The sequence below is a fragment of the Psychrobacter sp. 16-MNA-CIBAN-0192 genome (genome assembly GCF_040309565.1).
Taxonomy (GTDB): Bacteria; Pseudomonadota; Gammaproteobacteria; order Pseudomonadales; family Moraxellaceae; genus Psychrobacter.
Map to the genome: position 1 here is coordinate 259639 of NZ_JBEOOX010000003.1, position 22516 is coordinate 282154.

At 41.3% G+C, this 22516-nt stretch carries 15 protein-coding genes and 1 tRNA gene; 13 read left to right on the forward strand and 3 right to left on the reverse strand.

Features of this window, described 5'->3' with window-relative positions; genetic code table 11:
- Positions 1-42: 42 nt before the first annotated feature.
- On the reverse strand, positions 43-1872 hold the full coding sequence (locus tag AAEY78_RS04530; protein WP_352337669.1) for a mechanosensitive ion channel family protein: 1830 nt from the start codon (positions 1870-1872) through the stop codon (positions 43-45).
- Between the two features lie 257 nt (positions 1873-2129).
- Complete coding sequence (gene cysS, locus AAEY78_RS04535; protein WP_352337671.1) at positions 2130-3590, reverse strand: cysteine--tRNA ligase; 1461 nt, start codon at positions 3588-3590, stop codon at positions 2130-2132.
- A gap of 277 nt (positions 3591-3867) precedes the next feature.
- Here cysS and AAEY78_RS04540 point away from each other — a divergent pair, with 277 nt between their 5' ends.
- Positions 3868-4503: a cob(I)yrinic acid a,c-diamide adenosyltransferase gene (locus AAEY78_RS04540; protein ID WP_352337673.1), complete on the forward strand. Its 636-nt coding sequence runs from the start codon at positions 3868-3870 to the stop codon at positions 4501-4503.
- A gap of 113 nt (positions 4504-4616) precedes the next feature.
- Here the strand turns inward: AAEY78_RS04540 and AAEY78_RS04545 are convergent, their stop codons facing one another.
- Entirely contained in the window at positions 4617-5585 is a 969-nt protein-coding gene (locus tag AAEY78_RS04545) for a hypothetical protein (RefSeq protein WP_352337675.1), read from the reverse strand.
- Between the two features lie 415 nt (positions 5586-6000).
- Between AAEY78_RS04545 and AAEY78_RS04550 the strand changes: the two genes are divergently transcribed.
- The 12 genes from AAEY78_RS04550 to AAEY78_RS04605 all read left to right on the forward strand — a co-directional run bounded on the left by AAEY78_RS04550 (position 6001) and on the right by AAEY78_RS04605 (position 22504).
- Positions 6001-6879, forward strand: a complete 879-nt coding sequence (locus AAEY78_RS04550) for a glycerophosphodiester phosphodiesterase (protein ID WP_352337676.1) — start codon at positions 6001-6003, stop codon at positions 6877-6879.
- Positions 6880-7355: 476 nt separating this feature from the next.
- Positions 7356-8552 (forward strand): acyl-CoA desaturase, encoded by a 1197-nt coding sequence (locus AAEY78_RS04555; RefSeq protein WP_352337730.1) that lies wholly within the window; start codon positions 7356-7358, stop codon positions 8550-8552.
- A 154-nt stretch (positions 8553-8706) separates the two neighbouring features.
- Positions 8707-10179 (forward strand): protein adenylyltransferase SelO, encoded by a 1473-nt coding sequence (locus AAEY78_RS04560; protein ID WP_352337678.1) that lies wholly within the window; start codon positions 8707-8709, stop codon positions 10177-10179.
- A 313-nt stretch (positions 10180-10492) separates the two neighbouring features.
- Positions 10493-12814 (forward strand): NADP-dependent malic enzyme, encoded by a 2322-nt coding sequence (locus AAEY78_RS04565; protein ID WP_352337680.1) that lies wholly within the window; start codon positions 10493-10495, stop codon positions 12812-12814.
- A 174-nt stretch (positions 12815-12988) separates the two neighbouring features.
- Positions 12989-14200 carry a tRNA nucleotidyltransferase/poly(A) polymerase-related protein gene (locus AAEY78_RS04570; RefSeq protein ID WP_352337681.1) on the forward strand — a complete coding sequence of 404 codons (1212 nt, stop codon included), beginning with the start codon at positions 12989-12991 and terminating at the stop codon, positions 14198-14200.
- Positions 14201-14213: 13 nt separating this feature from the next.
- On the forward strand, positions 14214-15020 hold the full coding sequence (locus AAEY78_RS04575) for a pteridine reductase (RefSeq protein ID WP_352337682.1): 807 nt from the start codon (positions 14214-14216) through the stop codon (positions 15018-15020).
- A 56-nt stretch (positions 15021-15076) separates the two neighbouring features.
- Positions 15077-15153 (forward strand) — tRNA-Ile (locus AAEY78_RS04580).
- Between the two features lie 725 nt (positions 15154-15878).
- Positions 15879-16994, forward strand: a complete 1116-nt coding sequence (locus AAEY78_RS04585) for a polysaccharide biosynthesis/export family protein (protein WP_352337684.1) — start codon at positions 15879-15881, stop codon at positions 16992-16994.
- A gap of 325 nt (positions 16995-17319) precedes the next feature.
- Complete coding sequence (locus tag AAEY78_RS04590; RefSeq protein WP_352337685.1) at positions 17320-19557, forward strand: polysaccharide biosynthesis tyrosine autokinase; 2238 nt, start codon at positions 17320-17322, stop codon at positions 19555-19557.
- An 83-nt stretch (positions 19558-19640) separates the two neighbouring features.
- Positions 19641-20921, forward strand: coding sequence for a Vi polysaccharide biosynthesis UDP-N-acetylglucosamine C-6 dehydrogenase TviB (gene tviB / locus AAEY78_RS04595; RefSeq protein ID WP_352337687.1), 1281 nt, complete (start codon positions 19641-19643; stop codon positions 20919-20921).
- A gap of 20 nt (positions 20922-20941) precedes the next feature.
- Positions 20942-21904, forward strand: coding sequence for a Gfo/Idh/MocA family protein (locus tag AAEY78_RS04600; protein ID WP_352337688.1), 963 nt, complete (start codon positions 20942-20944; stop codon positions 21902-21904).
- 3 nt (positions 21905-21907) lie between these two features.
- Positions 21908-22504, forward strand: a complete 597-nt coding sequence (locus AAEY78_RS04605; RefSeq protein WP_352337690.1) for an acyltransferase — start codon at positions 21908-21910, stop codon at positions 22502-22504.
- Positions 22505-22516 lie beyond the last annotated feature (12 nt).

The following is a 22516-nucleotide window of genomic DNA, read 5'->3' on the forward strand; positions in this document are numbered from 1 at the left end:
GCCCTATTTACCTTTACCTTTACCTTTACCTTTACGTTAGCATTAGTCGTTAGCCTTAAAAGTCAAACGTTCAGTAGGCAAGGATGATTTTTGCTGCTGATAAATATAACTGAGCATTTGCTCACGTACGGCACATTCCAGCGCCCATGCGTTTAACGGGCTATCAGATGCCACCGTACCACGCAATTCTGTCGCCGTCTCACTGATGGATACGGCGACTAATTCCGGCTCTGTCTCACCATCCCAGAGTGTATGTTCTTTGACAAACTCGATATATTTTTGTCGAATAGCAGTAATATCTGCGCCAAAATCAACATAGAGATACACCACACAAGTTTGATGCGATTCTGTATGCGACCAATTTTCGATAATCTCGGTGATAAAGTGGCGCATGGGTACGATTAATCGGCGCTCATCCCACGTTTTTAGCACGGCATAGGTATAACGCAAATCCTCAATCGTCGTCCACTCTTTCTCTATCATCACCGTATCGCCAATACGAATCGGTTGGGTAATCGCCACCTGTATACCGGCCATGATATTACCCAAAATAGGCTGAGCGGCGATACCAATGACCGCGCCAGCGATACCTGCCGAGGTTAATAAGGTTTTGCCCAAGCCATTGATATTGGTAAACTCACTTAAACCAATCCAAATACTGCCCAAAATCATGACGAAAATAAAAACACGGCGAAATATGGATACGTAGGTACGGCGAATGCGTTCTTTATCAAAATGCTCGTCGGCAAGATTTTCAATTTGCAGATTCTGATAGCGATTGGCAAAGAAGTTGATGACGCGAATACCCAGCCACATGGCGCTGAGCACCAAGCCAATCCAAATAATGGGACGCGTAGAAGACGCCACCGCATCCAAATATGGAAAGCCGCCAGATACTAACGTAAACACCAATGAAAAACTAATCGTAAAAGTCAGCGGTACGGTCAACTTACTGACCAAGTCCACCACGCCATTGCTACTGTCAAAGCTATGATTGATAGTAGCTTCGGGATAATCATTAGTGATATAACGACTGATAATTTTGCCAGTCGCTTTACTAAACAGCCAACCTAAACCCATGGTAAATAAAAAGAAACCAACGAGCGCAACCAGCTCCCAAATGGCAATACCAAAAAACCTGAGTTTCATCCAAACGGGCAAATAACGCTCAAACTGAGCCGGGCGATATTGCTCATATAAATTATCAATATTGCCCACTGTCTGTGCCGAAAACACCCAAATTGGCGCATTGTCTCCTACTCGCACATGCTGCAAATATATCGGCACGCGCCGCTCTCGATAGTCAATATATCCCAGCTGAATCGAGCGTCTGGGCACGCCCATTACGCTACTGTCATTACCTATCGGCGGCTCAATTAAGCCATCAGGACGGTCTGGCAATTCATCAAAAACGTACAAGTCTTTTTTACTTAATAAAAAATCTAAGCGCTTAGACAATTCAATGGAGCGGTTGCGTTGCAACTCCTTATCGAGCAGATTCATATTCAGCGCATAGGCTGCCAAATCATATTGCTGTTTCATCACAGCCGACTGAAAAAACTCCAGCGTTGCCAGTGGTGTTGACAAATTAGCAGACTTAGCCAAAGGCGGCATACCCTCGTTTAGGGCGGTCAGTGCATAATAGCTTTCGTTATACTCACCCGTGAGCTGCTCATCGCCTTGCAAGTACCCTGCTTGCGGTGTGGCGTTGGTTTCTAACGGGTCAAAGACCTCTTCAACCATCTCAGAGACACTGACATCTTTATCTTTTATACGCGCAATTTTTTGCTCAGCATAACCCATAAAAGTATCTGGTTGACGGATATTATTGGGTTCTTCAGCTGCGGCAAAGCCAGTCGGTATCAACAACAAATAAAATAGGCTTAGCAAGGCACTTATGCATATTCTTATAATTGATGGTGGCTGAGCTAAATACTGCTTGTCATTGTCAACAGAATAGTTATAAGAACGGGGCGGATTTTTTTTCATAGCATGACATATATTTTATGGGTAATTGCTCAGCTAACTTGCTCCATAAAAAAAGCCAGCATAACACTGACTTTTTATAAGCGTAAATTTGGACTGGCAGTAAAAAATGATTAATGTTTAAAAATATTGATAGTTAAATATTAAGCACGGCGCCAAGTAGTACCGGCACGGCTATCCTCTAACTCAATACCCGCCTCTTTTAATAACACCCGAATCTCATCCGCACGCGCAAAGTTTTTATTGGTTTTGGCATCGGCACGTTCAATAATGAAAGCATCAATATCTGTATCACTAAAACCGTCAATTGGTGCATCGCCAATCAATGCCTGCAAAAACTGTTGCACGGGTTGCTGTAATATATTAAGTGATTGAGCAAGCGCTTTTAATTGCTGCGCCAATTGCCATGCTTGCGCCACATCTTCTGCTTTAGCGGCTTTATTGATATCACGTGCCAGCCCAAAAAGAACACTAATAGCAGAAGAGCTATTAAAGTCGTCATTCATAGCGGCAATAAATTCTTGCCCAGCGGTTGTACTATAAGCTTCGCTAATCAGTTCGTCAGTGACGCTAAGTGTTTGCCCTTGTAGTTGCTCTGCTGCTTTTAAGGCGTGATATAACCTACTTAGGCTATTATGGGCTTCATCTAAGGCGCTGTCTGAGAAATTCACTTGGCTGCGATAATGGCTGGATAATAAGAAAAAACGTACTGTTTCTGGCAAATATTGCGCCATTACATCGCGAATGGTAAAGAAATTCCCTAGCGATTTAGACATCTTTTCGCCATCAACATTGATAAAGCCGACATGCATCCAATTGCGCGCATATTCACAGCCAGTGCTGGCTTCTGACTGGGCAATTTCATTTTCATGATGCGGAAACTGTAAATCATGCCCGCCACCGTGAATATCAAAGGTATTTCCTAAGCATTTGGTCGACATTGCTGAGCATTCAATATGCCAGCCCGGACGCCCTTGACCCCATGGCGATGCCCATTGTGGCTCATTTGGTTTTGCTGCCTTCCACAATACAAAGTCGAACGGATTACGCTTTATATTTTCAATTTCAACGCGCGAGCCAGCTTGCATGTCATCCAAATTACGCTTAGACAGTTTGCCATAATCGGCAAAGCTATCGACGGCATAGTAAACATCGCCATTATCAGCGGCATAGGCATATTCACCTTTAACCAATGTACCAATCATATTCTGCATCTCATCAATATGGTCGGTGGCACGTGGTTCAGCATTTGGCGTTAAGCAGCCCAGTGCAGCGGCATCTTCATGCATAGCGACAATAAAGCGCTCAGTTAACGCGCCAATATTTTCACCATTTTCAGCAGCGCGCGTGATAATTTTGTCATCAATATCAGTGATATTACGCACATAATTAACCTGATAGCCCAGCTGCGTCATCCAGCGCACCGCCATATCAAAGGCAACCATTACCCGCGCATGCCCAATATGACAATAATCATAAACTGTCATGCCACATACATACATGCCCACCTGCCCTGCGGTAAGCGGTGTAAATATCTGCTTACGCCCCGTGAGCGAATCGTAAATAGACAGCTGAGACATAGCAGTAGCAAGTGGTGTGATCATTATCAATAGCCTTGTAAGTGAAAATATAATAAATAAAAATGCGCAATAATATATAAAAGATTTATTATCATGGCATCAAATAAGGGCTTTAATCCCAAGCAATGAATAAACCGTCTTATTTGAATACACTATCTAAGATAAATATAACCCTGTATCTTAGCTAAAATAGCCATAAAATACTACAATGGTCGCGCGCGTACTTAAGCTGCTAGCCTAACAGCAGATAAAACACACTCTCTATGAATGATAATTAACTGAAAAAAAATAAGGATAACTCATGGGCAATCGTTTAAGTAAAATCTATACTCGCACTGGAGATGATGGCAGTACTGGCATGGCAGATGGTAGCCGCGTCAGTAAAGCCGATCATTTATTTAGCGTTATGGGTGATGTTGATGAGCTTAACTCGCACATTGGCTTGGTACGAGCGCATTTATTACAGAGCTCATCTAATGTGGCTAATCAATTCTTGGTTGAGCGCTTAAACTCACAAAATGAGGTAGATTTTCCTCAAGCACTTATTATTATTCAGCATTTATTGTTCAATGTCGGTGGTGAGCTGGCGATGCCCGAATATGAAGGGATTAATGCCAGTCATATCGACTGGTTAGAGCAGCAAATTGATGCGATGAATACCACTTTACCACCGCTCAAAGACTTTATTTTACCAACAGGTTCTGTGCTGGTCAGCCAGCTGCATGTGGCACGTACCGTATGTCGCCGCGCCGAACGTCAAGCAGTATTATTGCAACAGCAACAGCCAAATGCTATTCGTAGCACAGCAGTCAGCTTAATTAATCGCTTATCTGATTGGTTATTTGTCGCTGCCAGATTTTGTACTGATCCTGCTCATGTCTCAGAAGTATTATGGGACAGTCAAGTATTGCAAAAACTTGCCGACAGTCAAAAATAAATCAGTACTTACATCGATCAGCACTATAAAAAAGCGCCCCTAACGTAAATCCGTTATGGACGCTTTTTTAATGATATAACTTGTTATTTATTGCATTATATTTTAAGTATAAGTTAGTACGTAGCAGTATCGTCTTCGATAATAACCATGTTAATGCTCTCATCTTTTGGCACAGATGCAGGCGCTTTTGGTGTCACAGGAGCGCTCGTTTCAGGCTTTGATGGTGTCTTTGGTACTGATGCTGATTCGTTGCTTTGATTGTTTGCGTTATTTGTCGACGGTTTTACAGGTTTTGCTGGTTGTACTGGCTTGGCAGGTTTTACAGGCTGAGCGGGTTTAGCAGGCGCTGCGGGCTTCGGCTGACGCACAGGTTGGTTCTGATTGCTGTTTTGAACCGGCGCACGGCGCTGCGGCTGTACTTGAACAGGCACTTCAACTTGCAAGCTGTCTATCGCTGATTTTAATAACGATGTTGCCAATACATCCGCTACAATACTGGTTAATGCAGGTTGTCCAGCAATACGCACACGCACTTGTCCACCTTGGGCGCCTGCAACATAGGTAAAGGCGTCATCAATCAGCATATTGTCATTGATACGAATGTTACCTTGTGCCAATACGGTCTCTAATCCCGGCTGATTGTTCGCGGCACTGACTTGACCAGCTTGATATAAGTCCTCAGTCGGTACCGTGATACTCACACTCGCCTGACATGTGGTCATACCATTGGCATTTGCTTCTTGCAATACCGACGCATTTTGCACATTGATAGCAACGCCATTGACCTTACTACTAATTGCCCCACTCTCAAGGCTGATTTCAGCATTATTAGCATAATTATTAGAGAGTATTTGCGCTTCTTGATAGAGCATATTTTGCAGTGACGCTCTGAGTCTGTCTTGTACTAAGGGGTTATCGCAACTAACAGCGGGCGCAGCGGCACTTTCTGTAGCAGGTTCAACTTTCACTTCAGTATCATCGGCCTTATCTGAGCGACTACAGCCAGTCACTGTCAAGCCACATAACATGCCGATACCGGCAACGTGCTGCCATTTTACCCATCTATTATTTACGACGCTCATACTGGTTGTGCTCCCAAGTTGCTGATTTTGTCACTGCCGATAGACGGTGTTTGACATCACTTAATTTGATATCACCTAAAAACGGGTGATGCATAGAAAATATGAATGGAAAGTGCTGATAGAAAAATTACGCCATTATACGAGCTTTAAGTAAGATGGTCATCAAGCCAGCGCTTTGATATGCCATTAAAACCTAACATTAGCCCCGAATAGCGCTGTTAGTTGCAAAACTATAACAAACAACGATGAGAATACTGCTAACCCTGACACAATCTGTCATTAAAATAAAGAGTAAGATGGACTCCATAAGTCTTTTTAAGAAAAGTTAATTTATTAATAAAAATAGCTTATTAATTAATTGTAAAACATACGTTTCTCTAAATAACTTATATACGTGTCGGAATGGTCGACCAAGATGATAAATCTTAAAACCACTTGTCTGTTAGGTCATCGCGGTGCTCGTAGTGAAGCGCCAGAAAATACCTTGTTCGGTTTTCAACATGCGCATAGCTTACAGGCGCGCGGCTTAGCAGGTATTGAGTTTGACGTCCAATTAACCGCTGATGGGCATTTAGTAGTCTTTCACGATGATACCTTATTACGCTTATGTGGTTTGCAATCGCGTATTGACCAGCTTAGCCTTACCGAAATACAGCGCCATTTACAAGACGGGCATCAAATCATTACTTTAGATGCATTATCACACGCTTTGCCTTTATCGTTAAAAGAGATTGCCGCATCAAAGCTGTCAGCCGCGCAGTTGTTGTCCGAACTACAAAAGCGCGCACGAAATAGTCTATACGGCTTGCCTAATATCGCCCCTTTCTTATCAGTAACCTCTAGCGTAGAGTCACAAGCGCATGCCCTTACTCGCTTTACCCATATTGAGCTGGAAGTAAAAACCCATAACCGCACCAATTATCGCCAGCTAATAAAAGCCTTGGCTAATTATCTGGTTGACAGTCCACTTGCCAGCTTACCTATTGTTATTACCAGTTTTGATACCTACCTACATGCCAAAATTCAGCGTCATAAATCCCTTAATAAGCTTCGACGTGGTTTATTAGTTCGCACGCAGCAAAGTCTAGATACCGCTCCCAATACAGCATTGCAGCTTGGTTGTAGTCAGCTGGGTATCTATTATCCATTACTCACTCGCGCAGTTATTCAAAACTGTCATCGTTACGGGTTGCCAGTTAGCGCTTGGACGGTGAATGATATTGAGCAGGTTAGACAACTGGTGGACTGGCAGGTTGATTTTATCATTAGTGATATTCCAACACAGCTGTTATAAACATTAAACATTTTAATTACTGTCTATCTTTTTTACTAAAAATCACACTTATACATTCAAGACAAGTGTCACAAAAAAGCGCTACAGTTTACATATTTACTTAATTCCTGATAGCTAGTAAGGTTTTTAGAGGATACTATTCTATAATTCATACAAGTTATTGTTATTTAGTAGGATTTTTCTAGTGTATAACCGTTCACTTTCCTCTATTTTTAAGGTAATATAGAGGCTGAAACTAATACCGTTAGGGATATTATATGATTGCAAGAAAAGCAATGGGCTTACCACTTAAAGGCTTACGTTTGGCTATTAAGTCTGGTGACACGCTCATACAAACGGCTGGCACTCAAGCATTACGTTTTAAAACGTGGTTCAATGATAGCAAGGCTGGTGAAGTTCTAAATGAGCAGCCTAGTGCAATGCGCGGCTATATAACTGATAAATCTGCTGATACAGCCAATCAGGGTTCGATGTCTATGAATGAGACTATCGATATCCGAGAACTTGAGTTTAAGAAAGCACCGGTTAACTGGATTCCGGCTGCTATTTTAATCGCGACTCCATTGGCAGCCGCTGTGATTACACCATGGTATCTCATGACTCATCAAGTCAGTGCACCAGTATGGGGCGTATTTGGTGCTTTTATGGTATGGACAGGTATGAGTATCACGACATACTATCACCGCCTGTTATCGCATCGCGCCTATAAAGCGCACCCATTGGTCAAAAACTTTTTATTGATTGGTGCTACACTATCTGTACAAGGCTCAGCTTTTGATTGGGTTTCTGGTCACCGTAGCCATCATCGTCATGTTGATGACCGTTTAGATGACCCATATTCTGCAAAACGTGGTTTTTGGTTCAGTCATATGGGTTGGATGTTACGTAACTATCCGAGCGGCAGATTTGACTATAAGAATATTCCTGACTTAACCAAAGAGAAAGTGCTGCAAATTCAGCATAAATATTACGGTCTTTGGGTATTGGCAGCGAACGTTGGCTTAGTAGCGGCAGTTGGTTGGTTGGTTGGTGATGTATGGGGTACTCTGGTATTAGCAGGCTTGTTACGTCTGGTACTAACCCATCACTTTACTTTCTTTATCAACTCGTTATGTCATATTACAGGTACACGCCCTTATACGGATACCAATACAGCACGTGATAACTTTTTCTTAGCGATATTTACGTGGGGTGAGGGTTATCATAACTACCATCATTTCTTCCAGTACGATTATCGTAATGGCGTTAAATGGTGGCAATATGACCCTACTAAATGGTTAATTGCTGGCCTGTCAAAGGTAGGCTTAACTTCTGAATTACGTACGGTTGATGACACCACAATTAAGCATGCTGAAGTACAGATGCAGTTTAAACAAGCGCAGCAGCAAATTGATACGGTAAAATCAGGTGGACTTGATATCACTCATGCGATGCAAAGCTTCCAAGACCGTATTAAGTTTGAATTTGAAGCCTTTACGCAAACGGTTGAAGAATGGCAAGCACTAAAAGCTAAAGCCATTGAAATGAAAAAGACTGAGTTTGCGGATCGTCTACATGAGGTTGATGAAAATCTTAAGCATGAATATGCGAAGATTGAAGAAAAAATCCATGCGCATAATGACAATTTAAAAATAGCCTTCCGCTCTATTGGCTATAACAATAAAGCTGCTTAAGTCTATTAAACGTTTTAACTTACTTTGATTACTTTTCTCCTTCCCTCTATCTATTATAGATAGGGGGATTTTTTTATGCATAGTTTTAGTTAGGCAGTTTTTAGGCTATGTTATAGTGGTTTGATATTATTTATATATACACGGATACCTTATTATGCGCTACCAAAATACTTATAAAAATTTAGATACCCGTCTTTATACTCGCCAGCTGCCAACACCACTAGATAATCCACGTGCGGGACATTTTAACGGGCAAGTAGCAGAGCAACTTGGCTGGGCAAACGATGCCGACTTAATGGCGCGCTGGGTTGAGATTCTTGGCGGTCATTATGTGCCTGATGAATTTGCACCATTATCTATGGCGTATGCCGGTCATCAATTTGGTCAATGGGCAGGTCAATTGGGTGATGGACGTGGCTTATTGATGGCGCAAGTGCTGGATAAAGATAATAAATTGCAAGATTTGCATTTAAAAGGTAGTGGACTGACGCCCTACTCTCGTATGGGTGATGGACGTGCGGTGCTACGCAGTACCATTCGCGAATATTTATGCGGTCATGCGCTTACGCAGTTGGGCATTGCGTCATCTAACGCGCTCGGATTTATTGTGTCGGACACGCCAGTACATCGTGAACGCATCGAATCCGGTGCAGCATTAATGCGCGTGGCTGACAGTCATATTCGTCTGGGACATGTGGAATGGATTGCCAGCTTTGCGCCAGATTTATTGGGCGAATTTACCAATTATATGATGGATACTTATTATCCGGAATGTCGTGATGGTGAGCAGCCAGTATTGGCATTCTTACAAGCAGTGGTTGAGCATACTGCACGGATGGTTGCCGATTGGCAGCTGATTGGTTTTGCGCACGGGGTGATGAATACGGATAATTTGTCCATTACCGGTAGCACGTTGGATTTTGGTCCGTTTGGTTTTATGGAACGCTTTAATCCCGCTTGGATTAATAATCACTCTGACTATAGTGGGCGCTATGCCTACCAGAATCAGCCTGCTATCGGACATTGGAATCTGAATAATTGGCTGCCGCATTTTATGCGTCTCACTCAAGCTGGCGTGACGCGTGACAGTTTGGCGACGTGCTTAGAGGTATACGAGCCAGTCTTTATGCAGCATTATCAACAAGGGTTGTGCCGAAAATTAGGACTGCCCCATCAGTCTGAGAGCTTAGTCTTAGCATTTGAATTTCTAACTTTATTAGAAGATAATTTACTGGATTATACCAATAGCTTTCGAGCATTACTGGGACTGGTGGCAGCAGAGGCATTTCCTTATGAGCAGCAACTGTTAGCAATCATGATTGCTGAGCTGAATAACGACGCTAAACAAGTTTGGCAAGATTGGCAAACCCGTTACCTAAGCCAAATTCAAACATCTTCTAAAGAGCAAGTGATAAACGATTTACAATCTAACAATCCGGTCTATATCTTGCGCAATGATATGGCACAACGTGCTATTGACGCGGCTGAACAAGGACAGTTTGATGAAGTTGCACGACTTTTTGACTTACTGAAAACGCCTTATACGGTACAAGATATTGCTACAGATTTAGATAGCCGTCCACCTGCGCCAAATGCAAGACAGTTACCGATTAGTTGCTCTTCTTAAATCCAGTCTTCCATTTTAGGAACTGCTATTATTTTAGGAACTGTTACTATTTATATTCCTAGCAATATTCAAACACTTATTATCAAAGTTATAAATACTGAGTATTAATTTATTTCATATTTACATATTTCACCTTTGTTGACTAGGAACTCAATTATTAATAGTGCTAGAATAAACTGCTGTCAACTTTCGTTTATTTATAATATTTTCAGCTTTTTTAAGGTATTTTTTCATTAACAGTATGATTTAAAGCATTGATTTAACTCGGTTACAGTTCATTTTATTCCAATTTATTCTAACAATGGCTAAGACTATGAATGACGATACTAATTTGAATACGGATAATGGCAATACGGACAAAGAGCAGTTTGAGCAAGCGGCGCTGCATTATCATGCCCACCCGCGTCCGGGTAAAATCTCGGTCACTCCCATCAAGCAGCTTGCGAACCAACGTGACTTGGCGTTGGCGTATTCGCCTGGTGTGGCAGTGCCTTGTCTCGAAATTCAAAGAGATCCTTCTTTAGCCGCCAAGTATACGGCGCGTAGTAACCTAGTTGGTGTGATTACTAACGGTACGGCGGTGCTGGGCTTAGGTAATATTGGCGCATTGGCATCCAAACCTGTGATGGAAGGTAAAGGTGTTTTATTCAAAAAATTTGCTGGAATTGATGTTTTTGATATCGAGATTGCTCAAGAAGATCCAGATAAATTTATCGAAGCCGTTGCCGCGTTAGAGCCTACATTCGGTGGGATTAATTTAGAAGACATTAAAGCGCCAGAATGTTTCAAAATCGAGCGTGAATTACGCAAACGTATGAATATTCCGGTATTCCATGATGACCAGCACGGCACCTCAATTATCGTTGCCGCAGCCATGCTAAATGCGTTAATTCTTACTGGCAAAAAAATAGAAGAGTTAAAAATTATCTGTTCAGGCGCAGGTGCAGCAGCCATTTCTTGCTTGAATATCATCTGTGCGCTTGGGGTAAATAAAAACAATATTTACGTCTCTGACTCACGCGGTATCATTACCACTCGCCGCGAAAATTTAGATGAAACTAAGCAGGCGTATGCTCGTGATACGGATGCCACGACTATCGAAGAATTGATTGACGATGTCGATATGTTCTTAGGGCTATCTATGCCCGGTACATTGACCGAAGATATGGTTCGCCGTATGGCAAAAGACCCTATTATCTTTGCGCTTGCCAACCCAACGCCTGAGATTATGCCAGAATTAGCCCATGCTGTTCGTCCAGACGTTATCATGGCAACGGGTCGCTCAGACTATCCAAACCAAGTTAATAATGCCTTATGTTTCCCTTATATCTTCCGCGGTGCGTTGGATGTTGGCGCAACGACTATTAATGAAGAAATGAAAATTGCCTGCGTACGTGCTATTGCTGCGATGGCACATGTCGAAGCGACCCCAGCAGGCAATGCCAAAAATATCGACAATACCCCAAGCTTTGGGCGTGAGTATCTGATACCAGGACCTCTAGAGCCAAACTTAATCATCGAAATTGCATCCGCCGTAGCAAAAGCTGCAATGGACACAGGCGTTGCCACGCTCCCAATTGACGATATAAAAGCATATCGTCAACGTCTGTCTGAGTTTGTTTATAATTCAGCCTTTGTGATGAAGCCAATCTTTGCTCGTGCGAAGTTAGATCCTAAACGTATCGTATACTGTGAAGGTGAAGACTATAATGTGTTACTTGCTGTTCAGGTCGTGGTTGACGAAGGCTTGGCACAGCCTATTTTAGTTGGACGCCCTGCAGTCATTGAAACCAATATTAAAAAACTTAGTTTGCGTCTAAAAGATGGCGACAATATTACTATCGTGAATATTGATGATGATTCACGTTATAAAGACTACTGGCAAGGCTACTACGAGAACAACAAGCGTAATGGGGTTAGCATTGAGCTTGCTCGTCGTGATGTACGCCGCGAGACTACCTTAGTCGGTGCATTATTGGTTGATAATGGCGATGCCGATGGCATGATTTGCGGCACCTTTGGTCATTATCAATTGCATCTTAAATATTTGCAAAATGTGATCGGTAAAAAAGAAGGCGTCAAAGATTTTTATTCAATGAATGCGGTATTGATGCAAGATCGCAATATCTTTATTGCAGATACCTATATTCATGAAGACCCAACCGCTGAACAATTGGCAGAGATGACCGTATTAGCGGCTGATCAATTACGTCGTTTTAATATCACCCCGCGCGTAGCATTAGTATCGCATTCTAACTTTGGCACCTCAGATCGCGCCAGTGCGGTGAAAATGCGTAAAGTATTCCAATTGCTTAGTGAAATGAACGTTGACTTTGATTTTGATGGTGAAATGCAAGGGGATGCAGCATTAGACGTGGATATCCGCGCCCATGACTTGCCATCAAGCCAACTAAAAGGCGCTGCAAATCTACTTATTTTACCAACCGTAGATGCGGCAAATATTGCCTTTAACCTGCTGAAAACAGCGACTAATAGTGCCACTATTGGACCTATTTTATTAGGGGCTAATAAGCCAGTTCATATTTTAACCCCTTCAGCAACAGCACGCCGCGTGGTTAATATGACTGCTCTTGCTGTTACGGAAGCACAAGATTTAGAAAGCGTACAACAGTAAATTAAGGGTATTTATATTCGTCGATATGTCGTTATGAATGAAATGATTCATAGCGGCAGTCTGTTATAATACAACCAGCCAGCGCCGTTAAAATAGCGTTGGCTGGTTTTTTTTGGCATTTTATATAACATTATTAAAAATAAAATATTTTCATAAAATAATAAAGAGGTTGCAATGCAAGTCTATCTCGTTGGTGGTGCCGTACGCGACCAACTGTTAGGTCGTTCTATTAAAGATAAGGATTTTGTCGTAGTGGGTGCAACGGCGGCTGACATGCTAGCGGCTGGATTTCATCAAGTGGGCGCAGACTTTCCCGTATTTTTACACCCAACCACTCAAGAAGAATATGCGCTGGCACGTACAGAACGTAAGCTTGGACATGGCTATCAAGGTTTTAGCGTGCATGCTAGTCCTGACGTCACCCTATTCGATGACTTACAACGCCGCGATTTAACGGTAAACGCCATGGCAATTGAGGTTATAAGCTTAACTGATGACCGTCCTATCAATGGTGAAATTATCGATTATTACGGCGGCTTACAAGATATCAAAGACAAGATTTTGCGCCATGTCTCAGAGGCTTTTAGCGAAGATCCATTACGGGTGTTAAGAACGGCACGTTTTTATAGTCGTTATTACGATTTAGGATTTTCTATTGCTGATGAAACGTCAGATTTAATGCAAATGTTGGTCAGTTCGGGTGAACTTGCTCATTTGAGTGCGGAACGCATTTGGCAAGAATCCAGCCGCGCCATGATGCAAAAATCGCCGCAAGTTTACTGGCAGCAGTTGTTTATAAGCGGTGTTTTACAAGCTTGTTTTGCATTCCTACATGATGCTTGGAACAATACTCACATACGCGAGACAGTACAAACAGCGCTTTATTTTTCAGCACAAATGAAGCTGAACCTATCTCAGCGCTGGGCATTATTAATGACGAGTCTTAATCCGGCATTATTTGATTTGAGTAATGAGACTAATAAGAATGATATAGAGGTCGCTGTCAAACAAATTAGTAGTATCGGCAACATAGTTAAAGTACCCAAAACGCATACTCAGTTTGCTAGCTTATTTATTCAACAAGCTGATGTTTTAAATGCTATAACCACGTTAACAGCTGCCCAAAAAATAGACCTTATTCAAGCTTGTAGCGCTCATAAAGAGCCGGATAAGCTGTCGCAGCTGTTGGTAATCAGTCACGTATTACAATTAGCACAACAGCACCGCCAAATGATGTTAGCGCTGAATAGCTTTCATGCTATTGGCATGGCAGATATCGCGCCCGACCTTAAAGGTGCGGATATTGGAGCAGCATTACGCCTAGCACGTATTGACCATTTGCAGGCGCACATGGCTATAAATAATAAAGTATCAACAGCTTTATGAACCAGCTATCTTTATGAACCAAATATCTACTGACGCAAGCTCAATGAATCAATTAGCCCCTGTCATGCTAGTAACGGGTAGTGCCAAACGTATTGGCGCGGCTATTATTCGCGCCGCTCACAGCCAAGGTTATCGCGTTATTATCCATTGTCATCATAGTGAGCATGAAGCTAATGCCCTAGCGGATACACTTAATCATAGCCGACCTAATAGTGCCACCATTATCATTGCTGATTTAGCGATTGTTAATAATGATGCCGACTTACGCCAATTGGTTACTAATATCTTAGCGGCTTTTGGTCAGCTTGACGTCTTAGTACATAATGCATCACGATTCTACCCTACTCCCTTTGGTTATATTAATCATGCACAGTGGGATGAGCTGTTTTTAAGCAATGCCAAAGCGCCTTTATTGTTAAGTCAGGCTCTAATGCCTTATTTAAAAGCCCAGCGCGGCTGTATCATTAGCCTACTCGACATCCATGCGGATAATAAACCATTTAGCGGTTATACGGTCTATAATATGGCAAAAGCGGCACATCGAATGATGGTGCAGTCGTTAGCATTAGAGATGGCGCCTTATGTTCGGGTCAATGGGGTTGCGCCGGGAGTCAATATTTTACCAGAATCAGATAGTGATCAAGCTTTAGATCTTGTACAGCAGCAGAATATTGTTAACAGTATACCAATGCAGCGGGTTGGAACCCCTGATAACATCGCCCATAGCGTGCTGTATTTAGCGCAAGCAAATTATGTTACAGGCGAGATTATTAGTGTCGATGGTGGACGAAGTTTGACTTTAGCAGGTCATAACTGTTAAATCTTGCATTTTTTACTTGAAAAATTTATAAAATCAGGTATTATAATCCGTCTAAAGGGCCCATAGCTCAGTTGGTTAGAGCAGAGGACTCATAATCCTTTGGTCGTAGGTTCAAGTCCTACTGGGCCCACCAAATTTATATGGTACAAAGAAATAAGGCTTGTTCGCAGCGATGCGGCAAGCCTTTTTTTATGGGCGTTTAAAAGTACTTTAAACCGCATATATTCATAACAACCTATATACCTTTAATTCATACTATGATGAATACATTACCCTCTAATAAGAAATATACCCTTAACTAAGCCAATAAAGACAGCATAGGTCAAGTTCTCATTACCTTGTTGACACTAAAACCTCTTCTTTATATATTCTAATTATTTTTATACGTTATTAGCAACTTTATTAAACACCTCTAAAATAATCAGCAACTTATCATTACTATGTTAAGTATATGAGCTGATAACTATACAAATTTTCGTATACCTCCAATTAAGTCTTCTCCTTAATGAAGTGAAAAACTTATAAGTATATTTCAACTTCTAATGTTATATAGCTGAAGACAATTTATAGCATCTAAAACTCTAGTATTCGCACGATATTGATAATTAAGAATTAAATAATATTACTAAATAATTAGTGCTTACTTTTCTGTTAATTATAGCTTAACAATAACCATTCAGCATAGAAAACCTGTCGGTCATCTAAAATTGATTGACTGATTACAATAAATAGAAATTTATATTTTCTAAAACGATACAGGAATGTTTAATAACTGGCTAAATGTGTTAGAATCTTGTTTTTTTACCGCAGATCAAATTTAATCTTTTATCGCACTGTCGTTTAGAGTAATAGTTAAACATGATATTTTCAAAGAACCCGCCAGTATTTTGCGTTACTATTGCATGCGCCATTATCATTGGTTTAACAACAGGCTGTACCACGACCCACACCATTAGTGCCGGTTTAAAATCAGGTGACCTACCTGCCAGTGGCGCCTTTACTGCTGAAAATGGTATCGAATTTGATATCCAACCGCTTACCCTTGCGACGCTACCAACCAAATTAGCGACTGTTCCCAGTAGTGAATTATCACGACTGATTCGAACCTCTGGACGTATTGACTATCGCATCACTCAAGGCGACATCCTAAGTATTATTCTCACCGAATATCCCGATATCACCCCCATTTCGGTAGGGGGCAATACACCTTACGCTTCAGGATTCCCTGTTGATCAACAAGGCTATGTTAAGTTCCCGCTCATCGGACGCATCAAAGCCAGTGGCCTAAGCGTACCCCAGTTCACAGCAAACTTACAAAAACAACTGCAACGTTATCTTAAATTCTCAGACCCGCAAGTCAAAATTATTGACTATCGTGGTAATAAGTTCTTTATTGATGGTGAAGTGAAGCAGCCAGGCGAGTTTAATATTACTGATGCCCCTGTATCCTTATACGGTGCCATCTCTATGGCCGGTGGTGCTCTACCAACCGGCGACTCAAATAACATTATCTTAAGTCGTAATGGGGTTAATTACAACCTAGGCTTGCAGTCCCTTAGACAACTGGGTTCGTCAGCCAACACTATCTATGTGCAAAACGGTGACTCTATTCACGTAAATAGCCAGAATCGTAATAAAGTATACGTCTTAGGAGAATTTGGCAAGGTTGATCCGGTGCCTATTCTTGAGCAAGGATTAAGCTTAGCCCATGTACTTGGTGAGTCTAGAGGTCTTGACTCCAATACCGCCAATGCCGCAAAGATATATGTGGTTCGAGACAATCCAAATTATCCGCGCACCACTATCTACTATATTGATATGCAAACCATTACTAGCTTCTCATTGGCCAATCGTTTTGAGATGCATCCCAATGATATCGTCTACGTAGATCCAACAGGTCTGACCCGATGGAACCGTGTGATCAGTGCCCTGCTCCCTTCTACATCAGCCGTCAGCATATTATCAGGTCTATAGGTTGCTTATATCACAAATTTCAACAACATTTTATATAGGTAATATTAGTCGTCGCTCCATTATAGCGATGCCTTAAAACGTTCTTTTGGGCAGACACATTGATTCTGCAACGTTATCCGCTATAGTGTGGCAACCTGAACGATGACGAAACACAGGCAGTAATGCATAACGGCAATATTGATATAAAAAACCTATTGGGCAAAACAAGTTAACGAAGCTATGGCTGAATCCCTTTGTCCATGATGATTTAGTATTTGAGGTAGCCAAACAGAGCATTATTACAGTTTGGATCATTGGTCTAATAAAATTTGAGTAGCGATTATTTATGAGTACAGATTCAAACAACTTATCAAAACCTATGGCCGAGAAAGATAGCGAATATATTGATCTAATGGCTATAATGCTTTTGTTATTACGTGGCTGGAAAATTGTCGTTTTCTTTGCACTCTTGGGCTTAGTAATCGGCTTGCTATATGGTCGATACGTGAATCCCACCTTTAAATCTACTGCTCTACTACAGATCAATGAAAAGTCGCAAGGCATCTCAGCACTAGGTGAAAATATCGCTGATCTTGTTGGCTCAGAGGTGAGTAAAGTTAACGCTGAAGCAGAGCTGATCAAGTCAACTATGATATTAAAGCCCGTCGTTGACTTACTGCATTTGAGTATTCGCTTAAGTGACCCTACAGTGAGTACTTTAGATAAAATAAAAAGCGATCGTACTGATACCCAAGTTAATGCTCCTGAAGGGGTAACACTTAATACTGAGAATGGGCACGTTCAAGTCAGTCAGTTTAATGTCTCGCAAGCCTATTTAAATCAGCCTTTTACCCTAGTGAGAACCAATGCTGGCTTTATGCTGAGTAATGGCTTTGACGACTTTAAGGGGCAATTGAACCAAGCGCACAACTTTAGAGGTACAGATGGTGTTATCCAAATTACCATCACTGACCTGCCTAATGCTGGTCATCCTATCACTATTACCAAGCAATCTCTTTCAAGTACCACAGATGCGATAAATAGCACCTTATCAGTGGTAGAAAAGGGCAAGCAAACCGGTATGGTTCAGATGTCTCTGACTGGGGCCAATCAGCAGCAAGTGAGCCTAATCCTAAAAGAGATAGTTTTATCTTATTTTAATCAGAATCAATCTCAGGGCTCTGAGGAAACCAATAAAACGCTAATCTTTATGGAAAAGCAGATACCTCTACTTCAGCAAAAGCTTGAAGCCTCTGAAGCTATATTCAATGATTTCCGTGAAAAGTATGGCACGATTGATATCAGTCAAGAAGCAGCACTTCTGGTAACGGAGAGCTCGCAAATTGACACCCAACTTAATGAGTTGGATTTAAAGAAAGCTGATTTAACGACATATTATACTGAAGAGCACCCGTTAGTTCTTAAGATCAATGATCAAATTAAGGTACTTAATGATAGAAAACAAGAGATCAGTAGTAATGTTCGTAAGCTGCCTGGAGTACAAAGAGAATTTCTAAAATTATCGGCAGATACTGAGATTAATAGAGAAATCTATCTCACTATGCTCAAAAACTATGAACAATTAAAAATTGTCAAAGCAGGACAAATTGGTTACGCCCGTATCATCGACCTGCCTGTTAGTACCTTTAGAGCAATTGCACCGAAAAAACTGCAAATCATAATACTCGGCATGCTCTTAGGAACCATATTAGGTACGATGTTGGTTTTACTTAAAAATATGCTTAGAAACCCGGTCAAAGATCCTGAGCGCTTGGAGTTAAAAACGGGTGTACCAGTCGTTGCCACCATTCCACGCTCAAAACCAATGACACGACTCAGTAAAAACAAAAAATCACCGAATCGCCTCCTCGCTTATGTGGATACTAATAGTTTAAGCTATGAAGCCATCAAAAGTCTCAGAACCCATCTGATGCTTGGTATGCCCAAGCTAGGCATGGCTGGTCAACGCGCTAGAGTCATCCTTATTTCAGGTGAAAGTCCAGGCGTCGGCAAATCATTTATCGCGGCTAATCTATCAGAGGTCTTCGGACAACTTAAGAAAAAGATTTTGGTTATAGATGCAGACATGCGCTTAGGTGAGCTTCATAAGGTGTTTAATATAGAGCAAAACTCGGGTCTTGCAGATTACCTCTCACAGAGTGAATCATCAGATAATGATGAAACGCAAACAAATAGTCTGCTGTCTAACTTTGTTCACCCTACCACCATGGAGCATATTGACTTTATGCCTAGAGGTCAGCAGCCTCATAATCCGACCACACTACTGGCTAGTGACAAATTTGGCGAGCTCATGTCAGAGCTGAGTGCCTATTACGACTATATCATCATTGATTCGCCACCTATCTTGTCGGCTTCAGATACACTGCTATTGTCAGAATATGCAGATAAACTGTTAATGGTGACCCGATACAATAGCTCGGTAGAAGGACAATTGGTCTACGCTATTAACCAGCTGGCTAAAGATGGTGTACACGTGGATGGTATCGTTCTAAATGACATACAACAAGGCATTATGAATAAGTACAGTTATCACTATAGCTATGCTTATGGCAATAATAAATAAACTCTTCTTAAATCTGTCGTGTTATTAATCAGATGTTCATTCTAAAGAAGAGAAGTAATTAAAGGCTATATTAAAGGAAGATTATGATAACTATGGACAACATTAAAATAGCCGTGATTGGACTTGGCTATGTCGGCTTACCATTGGCGGTTGAGTTTGGTAAACATCGTCCGGTAGTGGGTTTAGATATTAATGAGAAACGAGTAAAAGAGCTAAGAGATGAGAGAATTGACCATACATTAGAAGTTAATAGCGACGAGCTACAATCGGCTGAGCAGCTTACTTTTACATCTGATGTAAACGATATTGCTGATGCTAATTTTTATATCATTACTGTACCAACGCCTATCGATGATAACAATGCACCGGATTTAAAACCTTTAGAAAGTGCTTCTACTACAGTTGGGCAAGCGATTAAAAAAGGCGACGTTGTTGTCTATGAGTCCACAGTATATCCTGGTGCCACTGAAGAAGTTTGTATACCAATCATAGAAAAGACGTCAGGTTTGATTTTTAATCAAGACTTCTATGCAGGTTATAGCCCTGAGCGTATCAACCCGGGTGACAAAATAAATACTTTAACTAAGATTACTAAGATTACTTCAGGCTCAACACCTGAAGCCGCTGATTTAATCGATAGCCTTTATGCCTCCATCATTACAGCTGGTACTTATCGAGCCACATCTATTAAAGTCGCTGAAGCTGCAAAAGTAATTGAAAATACGCAGCGTGACTTAAATATTGCTATCGTCAATGAATTTGCAAAAATATTTAATATTATTGGTATAGACACTCAAGCAGTCCTAGATGCTGCAGGTAGCAAGTGGAATTTTTTAAAATTCAAACCAGGTCTAGTCGGTGGCCATTGTATTAGTGTGGATCCTTATTATTTGACTCATAAGGCGCAAGAAGTAGGCTACCGTCCAGAAGTGATACTTGCAGGTCGCCGTATTAATGACGGTATGGGACAATATGTTGCCACTCAGATGGTCAAAAAACTAGCGCGTAATAAAATACATATTGATGAAGCAAAAATACTGGTACTTGGGTTTACTTTTAAGGGCGACTGTCCTGATACCCGAAATACCAAGATCATTGATGTTATCAAAGAATTAAACAGCTTTAATATTAATGTTGACGTCTATGATGATTGGGCTGATAAGCAAGAAGTGGCTGATCACTACGGTATTGATCTTATCGATACGCTAGCTAAAGGTCGCTATGATGGGATCATTGTTGCTGTTGATCACAGTAACTATAAAGAGCTGGGAATAGACTTTATCCGATCTTTAGCTAAGCCAAATCATGTTGTGTACGATGTTAAAAACGTATTCACAGAAGAAGAAACTGATATTCGTCTCTAATAGATATTAAGGAAAGGTTAATGAAAAATTTTGCATTAATTGGCGCTGCTGGATATATTGCCCCTCGTCATATGAAAGCGATTAAAGAGACTAACAATCAGTTGGTCGTCGCTTACGATATTAATGATTCAGTGGGCATTATCGATAGTATCTCTCCTAGTAGTGAATTTTTCACTGAATTTGAGCGGTTCAGCGATTATTGCTATCAACTTAAACGTGATGTGAATAAAAAAATTGATATTGTCTCAATTTGCTCTCCCAATTACTTGCACTCCCCTCATATTGCCGCTGGTCTTAGAATGGGAGCAGACGTAATATGTGAAAAACCATTAGTACCGACTGAAGCCGTTCTTAATGAGTTGATCGAGATTGAAAAAGAGACAGGTCAAAAAGTATATAACATTCTTCAGTTACGTCATCATGATGCCATATTAAAATTAAAAGAACAAATTGCCACAGCCAATCGCTCAGAAAAGTATGAGGTAGACCTGACTTATATTACTTCTCGAGGCAAATGGTATCTTGAAAGCTGGAAGGGTGACTTAAACAAGTCTTTCGGAATTGCCACTAACATTGGCGTACACTTTTTTGACATGTTGCACTTTATATTCGGCGACTTGGTAGACAACGAAGTCTACTATACCGATGACACTAAAGCGGGTGGCTATCTAGAATATGATAAGGCTCGTGTACGTTGGTTCTTATCTATTGATGCAGAGGATTTACCTGAAAGCGTAAAGGGCAAACAACCAACCTATCGTTCGATTAATATCGAAGGGGACGAAATTGAATTCTCTGGTGGATTTACTGACTTGCATACGGTCTCTTACCAAGAAATCCTTGCAGGACGTGGTTACGGTCTGGAAGACGCACGGTTCGGGGTTAAGACTGTTGAATACATTCGCCATGCTAAAGACTCAGTTACAGATGAATCGCGTGTGCATCCTAATATTAAGCGCTTATTAACTATTAATGGAGCTTAACGTATGACTTTATCTATCCATCCTACCGTATCGATTCATGACTCAGCTATCGTAGATGCAGGCGCTCAGATTGGTGAAGGCTCTCGTGTCTGGCACTTTGTCCATGTCTGCAGCGGTGCAAAAATTGGTAAGGGCGTATCCCTTGGACAAAACGTATTTATCGGTAATAAAGTCACCATTGGTGATCACTGTAAAATCCAAAACAATGTCTCAGTGTATGACAACGTTCATCTTGAAGACGGTGTGTTTTGTGGTCCAAGTATGGTTTTTACCAACGTCTATAATCCGCGCTCGCTTATTGAACGTAAAGATCAGTTTTTAGATACTATTGTAAAAAAAGGCGCAACGCTTGGGGCCAACTGCACTATCGTTTGTGGTATTACCATTGGCGAATATGCATTTGTCGGTGCTGGTGCTGTGATTAATAAAGATGTGCCTGCATACGCCTTAGTAGTTGGTGTACCTGCTAGACAAATTGGTTGGATGAGTGAGTTTGGTGAGCAGTTAGATTTACCCTTAACCGGTCAAGCGCAAACCGACTGCCAGCATACTGACGCTGTATACGCACTTAATAACGGCTTGGTCACTAAACAAGCGTAACCGATTTTATAT